The 6,601-nt window shown below is 73.0% G+C and carries 6 protein-coding genes; 3 read left to right on the top strand and 3 right to left on the bottom strand.

What is annotated here, in order from left to right; genetic code table 11:
* The coding region (locus FOE67_RS30380) for an FAD-dependent oxidoreductase (RefSeq protein WP_182663595.1) at nt 1–483 on the bottom strand (483 nt) is incomplete at its 3' end.
* Between the two features lie 220 nt (nt 484–703).
* On the opposite strand from FOE67_RS30380, the gene egtB reads away from it, so the two are divergent.
* From egtB to FOE67_RS12505, 3 genes are all read left to right on the top strand, one after another.
* Nucleotides 704–1,951 (top strand): ergothioneine biosynthesis protein EgtB, encoded by a 1,248-nt coding sequence (gene egtB / locus FOE67_RS12515; protein ID WP_182663593.1) that lies wholly within the window; start codon nt 704–706, stop codon nt 1,949–1,951.
* Between the two features lie 65 nt (nt 1,952–2,016).
* On the top strand, nt 2,017–2,979 hold the full coding sequence (gene egtD / locus FOE67_RS12510) for an L-histidine N(alpha)-methyltransferase (RefSeq protein WP_182663597.1): 963 nt from the start codon (nt 2,017–2,019) through the stop codon (nt 2,977–2,979).
* A gap of 666 nt (nt 2,980–3,645) precedes the next feature.
* Nucleotides 3,646–4,449, top strand: a complete 804-nt coding sequence (locus FOE67_RS12505) for a TetR/AcrR family transcriptional regulator (protein ID WP_182663591.1) — start codon at nt 3,646–3,648, stop codon at nt 4,447–4,449.
* A gap of 61 nt (nt 4,450–4,510) precedes the next feature.
* On the opposite strand, the gene FOE67_RS12500 is transcribed toward FOE67_RS12505, so the two are convergent.
* Complete coding sequence (locus tag FOE67_RS12500) at nt 4,511–5,398, bottom strand: ABC transporter permease (protein WP_182663589.1); 888 nt, start codon at nt 5,396–5,398, stop codon at nt 4,511–4,513.
* Nucleotides 5,395–6,399, bottom strand: coding sequence for an ATP-binding cassette domain-containing protein (locus FOE67_RS12495; protein ID WP_438874210.1), 1,005 nt, complete (start codon nt 6,397–6,399; stop codon nt 5,395–5,397). The genes FOE67_RS12500 and FOE67_RS12495 overlap by 4 nt, the downstream gene beginning before the upstream one ends.
* Nucleotides 6,400–6,601 lie beyond the last annotated feature (202 nt).

The raw sequence follows: 6,601 nt of genomic DNA, 5'->3' as shown, positions 1-6,601 counted from the left end.
GGCGTCCCCCGCTGGCGCCGGGGCAGCGGCAAGGGCTGGGTCACCGCCGAGTACTCGATGCTGCCCCGCTCCACCAACACCCGCGGCGACCGCGAGGCGGTGCGCGGCCGGATCGGCGGACGCACCCCACGGGTCGCGGCCCGTGATCCGGGCGGTGGCCCGCAGGACCGTCGCCCCCCGCTCCCGGTACCCCCTCACCTGCGCGCTGTCGTCCAGCCCCCGGACCATGCCGTCGCGGTAGTCCCGCAGGGCGGGCCACTCCCGGGCGGGATCGGAGACCCCGGCCACCGCGGCGGCCTGCGCACCGACCTCGGGGGACCGCAGCAGGGTCTTGGACGGCACGCACGCCCAGTAGGCGCACTCGCCCCCCACCAGTTCCCGCTCCACCAGGGCGACGCGCCGACCCGCGTCCAACAGACGGCCGGCGACCGTCTCGCCCCCCGGACCCGCCCCGATGACGACGGCGTCGAACTCCACGGCCATACCGGCTCCACTCCCGGGTCGCTCTCCCGGCCCGACGGACGCCCGGGCCGCGGTTCCACCCTCTCCCGGGGGCCGCGGGCGCGCCCGTCGACCGCGAGCGGCGTGACGCCCACCGGGTGTCGTCGCGGACAGCAGGGGTCAGTCGGCCGGCCGAGGGGTACAGCGATCGTTGACGCCGCGGTCGCCCGGCCGCGGAACGCCGACGACGACCGGAGGTCGCGTGACTTCGTCAGCGCTCGCCCCACCCACCCTCCTCGCGCGGTTCCGGGACGTCCGCGCGCTCACCGAGCGGCTCGCCTCGCCGCTCTCGCCGGAGGACCAGACGGCGCAGTCCATGCCGGACGCCAGCCCCACGAAGTGGCACCGGGCCCACACGTCGTGGTTCTTCGAGGAGTTCCTGCTCGGGCCCGCGGGGGGGTACCGCCCCTACGACCCGACCTTCGGATACCTGTTCAATTCCTATTACGAGGCCGTCGGTCCCCGGCATCCCCGCCCCCACCGCGGGTTGATCACCCGGCCGTCGGCCGAGGAGGTCGGCCGCTACCGGGCGCACGTCGACCGCGCGGTCGGGGACCTGCTGGCCGACGCGCCCGGCGGAGAGCACGACGGGATCGTCGAGCTGGGGCTGAACCACGAGCAGCAGCACCAGGAACTGCTGGTCATGGACGCGCTGCACCTCCTGTCGCACCACCCCTTCGGTCCAGCCATGGTCCGCCGGCCCGCCGACGACACCGCCGGGGACCCCGACCCGCTCCCGCAGACCTGGCGCGCCGTCCCGGGCGGACTCCACGAGATCGGCCACGACGGGAAGGGCTTCGCGTTCGACAACGAGGGCCCGCGCCACACCGTCCACCTGGTGCCCTTCGAGATCGCCGAACGCGCCGTCACCAACGAGGACTGGTTGGCCTTCATGGCCGACGACGGGTACTCCCGTCCCGAGCTCTGGCTCTCCGACGGCTGGGCGGCCGTCCGCCGGCACGGCTGGCACGCCCCCGGCTACTGGCACCGGGACGACGACGGGAGGTGGACCGTCTTCGGCGCCGCCGGGACGCGCCCCCTGCGCCGCGCCGAGCCGGTGTGCCACGTCTCCTTCTACGAGGCGGACGCGTACGCGCGCTGGGCCGGGGCCCGGCTTCCCACCGAAGCCGAATGGGAGGTCGCCGCCCGGGACGTCGCCGACCGACGGGGAGAGCTGCTCGACCCCGACCGCCTGCACCCCGGTCCGGTCGGCCGGCACATGATCGGGGACGTCTGGGAGTGGACCTCCAGCGCCTACCTGCCCTATCCGGGATTCCGCCCGGCGGAGGGCGCCGTCGGCGAGTACAACGGGAAGTTCATGTCCGACCAACACGTGTTGCGGGGGGCGAGCTGCGTCACCCCGGCCGGTCACGAACGGGTGACCTACCGGAATTTCTACCCCGCCGCCTCCCGGTGGGTCTTCGCAGGCCTGCGATTGGCCCGCCTGTGAGGCCCACCGGGGCGGCCGGGGCCGCCGGCAAGCCCGCGGACGGCGACCGCCGCCGGGGAGCGGGCATCCGCGTGGACCGTCTGCTCACCCCCGAAGAACGCCGGGCCGACCTGGTGGCGGACGTCCGCGCCGGTCTGGGCGCCGAGCGCCGGAGTCTGCCGCCGAAGTGGTTCTACGACACCCGGGGCTCCCGCCTCTTCGAACGCATCACCGAACTGGAGGAGTACTACCCCACCCGTCGGGAGCGCGCGATCCTCGGCTCGCACGCCCTGGACATCGCCGAGGTCATCCGCGCCGACACCCTCGTCGAACTCGGCAGCGGCACCTCGGAGAAGACCCGCATCCTCCTCGACGCCCTGGCCAAGACCGGCACCCTGCGACGCTACGCGGCCCTGGACGTGGACGAGTCCGTGCTCACCGCGGCCGGGGCCGCGGTCGCGGAGGAGTACCCCTCGATCACGGTGCACACCGTGGTCGGCGACTTCGAACGCCACCTGTCGTCACTGCCCACCGGGGGCCGGCGCCTGGTGGCCTTCCTCGGCGGCACCATCGGCAATCTCCTGCCCCGGGAGCGGGCACGGTTCCTGCGCACCCTGGCGGAACACCTGGCGCCCGGCGACGGACTCCTGCTCGGCACCGACCTGGTCAAGGATCCGGCCCGCCTGGTCGCCGCCTACGACGATGCCGCCGGGGTGACGGCGGAGTTCAACCGCAACGTGCTCCAGGTCCTGGTCCGGGAACTCGGTGCCGAGCTGGACCCCGACGGGTTCGACCACGTCGCGGTGTGGAACGGGGCCGAGGAGCGGATCGAGATGAGACTCCGGGCCCGGGGCGAGCAGACGGTACGCGTGCTGGAACTGGAGGTGACCTTCGCCGACGGGGAGGAGCTGCTCACCGAGACCAGCGCCAAGTTCCGCCGCGCGGGTGTGGAGCGCGAACTCGCCGGGGCCGGCTTGCGTCTCCGCTCCTGGTGGACCGACCCCGACGGCGACTACGCCCTCTCCCTCGCCGTCAAACCGGCCCCCTGACCCCGGCCCGTCGGGGTGCGGCGGGTACGGGGAGCCGGTCGGGGCGACCGGCTCCCCGTACCCGCCCGTCACCCGTCCGCCGCGCCGGGATCGCACACCAACTCGGCCCGCCGGTCGACGGACACCCGCGCCCGGACCACCGCCGCCGGTGCGACCCCCGGGGGGGAAAGGGCGGGAGCGTGCCGCAACGCCCGGGCCGCTCCCGCCCGGGCCCGCCGGGTCGCGATCCCCTCCTCACCGATCGATATCGAGGAGTTCTCCCGTGGTCGGAAGGGACCACCCCTCGGGGGAGCGGCGGCCCGGCCCCGGTGGCCGTGTGTCGCACCAGGTGCCCCGGACCCGTGAACGGCCCGCGGCAACCGAATACCGGGGCCCCTTCACGGTGCCCGGTACCGTCGTGACACCACAGGGGAGGCCACCAGATCGGGCGGAAAGGTCAGATCGAGCCTCCGTTCGGCGGCGGCGACGGCCGCCCGGGAAGCCGGGGGACGCAGCAGGGCGCGACTGATGGGCGCGTGGTCCGCCCACCGGGCGTCGACGCGGACCCACGACTCCCTCCACCGGTGGCGCGCCCCCGGCGTCACCACTGTCACGTGACGGCGTGGGACGCACCGCGACGGCCGCCTCCGACAATTCCCGGGCCCGCGTCGGCGTACGATGACGGGAATGGCCAAGGACACCACCCCGCTGCGCGGCGGGACCGCCGACCCGATGCGTACCCTCGCCCTGCTGTGGGGCGCGCGCGACCGTCGCCCCGCGCGCAACGCCCGCCACGACCTGAGCGTGGACCGCATCGTCCGGGTCGCCATCGGGGTCGCGGACTCCGAGGGGGTGGACCGCCTGTCCATGCGTCGGATCGCGGAGGAACTGGGCGTCGGGACGATGACGCTCTACACCTACGTGCCGGGCAAGGCCGAACTCCTCGAGCTGATGGTGGATACCGTCCACGGGGAGGTCCTCGGCGGCCCCGTGGACGCCGAGGGGGAAGCCGGGGAGGGGGATTGGCGGGCCCGCCTGGACCGGGTCGCCCGGGACAACTGGGGGTTGTTCCGCCGTCATCCCTGGATGCTGCACGTGGGCGTCAACCGGCCCGCGCTGGGCCCCAACGCCATCGCCAAGTACGAACGCGAACTCCACGCCGTGGCCGACATCGGCCTGACCGCGGTCGAGATGGACACCGTCGTCAACCTCGTGATCGGCCATGCGCAGACCACCGCCCGTCGCGCGGACGAGACCGAACGGGTCGAGCGGGACACCGGTATGACCGACGAGGAGTGGTGGCGTGCGCACGGTCCCGTCCTGGGGTCGTTGATGGACTCCTCGGCCTTCCCCCTGGCCGCCGCGGTCGGGGACGAGGTGGGAGCGGCGTTCGGGCGGGCGTACGATGCCGCCCACAACTTCGAATTCGGCCTGCGACGCATCCTCGACGGCATCGCGGTGATGGTGGAAGCCCGCACCGGCACCGACTGACAGGGCGCCGAACCCGGGCGCGGCACCGGAGCCGGGCTCCGGTGCCGCGCCCGGGCCCCACTCAGCGGTTCAGCCCCCGGAAGGCGTGCACCGACAACGGGAAGAAGACGAGCACCAGGACCACCGGCCACACCACCGCCATCACCGGGGAATGGTCGGTGACCCACGAACCCGAGGCGACACCGGGGCTCCCGAACAGCTCCCGGCAGGCGTCGACCGTCGAGGAGATCGGGTTCCAGTCGGCGAGCGTGCCCAGCCAACCGGGCATCGTGGCCGTGGCGACAAAGGCGGAGGAGAGGAAGCCGACCGGGAACTCCAGGGTCTGTACCCCGTTGACCGCACCTTCCCGGGAGAGTGTGAGCCCCAGGTACACGCCCACCCACACCAGGGCGAAACGCAGCAGCAGGACCAGGCCGATCGCAGCCACGAATCCCCCGACGGTGCCGTGGTGCCTCCACCCGATCACCAGGGCCGCGAGGAGTATCACGCCCAGCGTCGCGACGGCCAGGAGCATGTCCGTCACCGCGCGCGCGATCAACACCGCGGCGGGCGACATCGGCAGGGAGCGGAAACGATCGGTCACCCCGCGCTCCCGGTCGGTCGCCACCGCCTGAGTGGTCGTCCCGACGCCGAAGAGCATGGCCATCACGAACATGCCGGGCATCAGGAAGTCCCGGTACCCGCCTCCGCCGGGGACCACCATGGCACCGCCGAGGAGGTGGACGAAGATCAGGATGATCAGGACATTGAAGGCCAGGGAGAAGAGCAACGGACCGGGACGGGCCACCTGGTGCAGGATCGCCCGGTGGGTGAGGACCCAACTGTCGACGAGGAGTGCGGGGAGGTGTCCTCCCGGGCCCTCGGGCGGGGGACCGCTGCGTGACCCGGGAGATGCCCGGGTTCCGAACCGCCCCGCGCCGGGAACGGCAGCCGCCGTGGTGTCGGTCATGCGCGCAACTCCCGTCCGCTCGTTCCGGTTCCGCTCCCCGTACGGTCCCCCCGACCGGATTGTGGGCCGGTCAGGTGGAGAAAGACCTCGTCCAGGGTGGGGCGCCGCAGGGTCAGGTCCTCGATCGCGATGCCGGCGTCGTCCAGCAGTCGGACGACATCGGTCAGGGCGGCTGCCCCGTCCGGTACCCGCACCCCGATCCGGCGGGTGTCCCCGTCCACCACGGGCTCCCCGATGCCCAGATCGGCCGCGATCGAGGCGGCGGTACCCAACCGCCCGATGTCGTGCACGACGAACTCGACGCGGTCCTCGCCGATGAGGGATTTCAGGTTCTCCGGGCTGCCCTCCGCGATCACGCGCCCGGCTTGGATCACATTGATCCGCGAGGCCAACTGATCCGCCTCGTCCAGATACTGGGTGGTGAGCAGCACGGTCGTGCCGTCGGCCACCAACTCCCGGATCGCCTCCCAGACCTCGTTGCGTCCGCGCGGGTCGAGGCCCACGGTCGGTTCGTCCAGGAACAGAACGGCCGGTGCCGGGATCAGTGCCACCGCCAGGTCCACCCGGCGCCGCATGCCTCCCGAGTAGGTGGAGACCGGTCGATCGGCGGCTTCCCCCAGGTGGAATCGCTCGATCATCCGGGAGGCACGGGCTCGCGCCTCCCGCGCACCGAGGCGGTGGAGGCGCCCGAACATCACCAGGTTCCGGTAACCGCTCAACTCCTCGTCGATCGCCGGATTCTGTCCCACCAGCCCGATCCGGCGACGGACCCGGTCGGGCTCACGGCCCACGTCGTGCCCGGCCACCCGTGCCCACCCCCCGTCGGACCGCAGCAGGGTCGCGAGGATGCGCACCGCTGTCGTCTTTCCCGCACCGTTCGGCCCGAGCAGACCGCACACCGTTCCCCCCGGCACGCGGAGATCGAAGCCGTCCAGTGCGTGCTCGTCCCCGTACCGCTTGCGCAGCCCTTCGGCGACGACCACCGAGTCGATGACATCCACTTCCGGAGCCCTCCGTCGATTTTCATCCCGTACAGCGTACGGTTCAGCGTATCGTACATCGTACGGGATGGAATGCGAAGCGAGCCCCGGAGAGGAGCGGGGGAGGGTCCCGCACCTCGACGGGCGAGGAACGACCCCGGCCCCCGGCGTGCTCGGCCACATCCCGCCGGGGAGGTCCGGATTCCCGCGGCGGGGCGCGGAG

Origin of the sequence: Streptomyces calidiresistens, from assembly GCF_014141525.1 — a bacterium.
GTDB classification, from domain to species: domain Bacteria; phylum Actinomycetota; class Actinomycetes; order Streptomycetales; family Streptomycetaceae; genus Streptomyces; species Streptomyces calidiresistens.
Note: the sequence above shows the minus strand (reverse complement) of the source record. Positions and strands in the feature narration are given on the sequence as shown.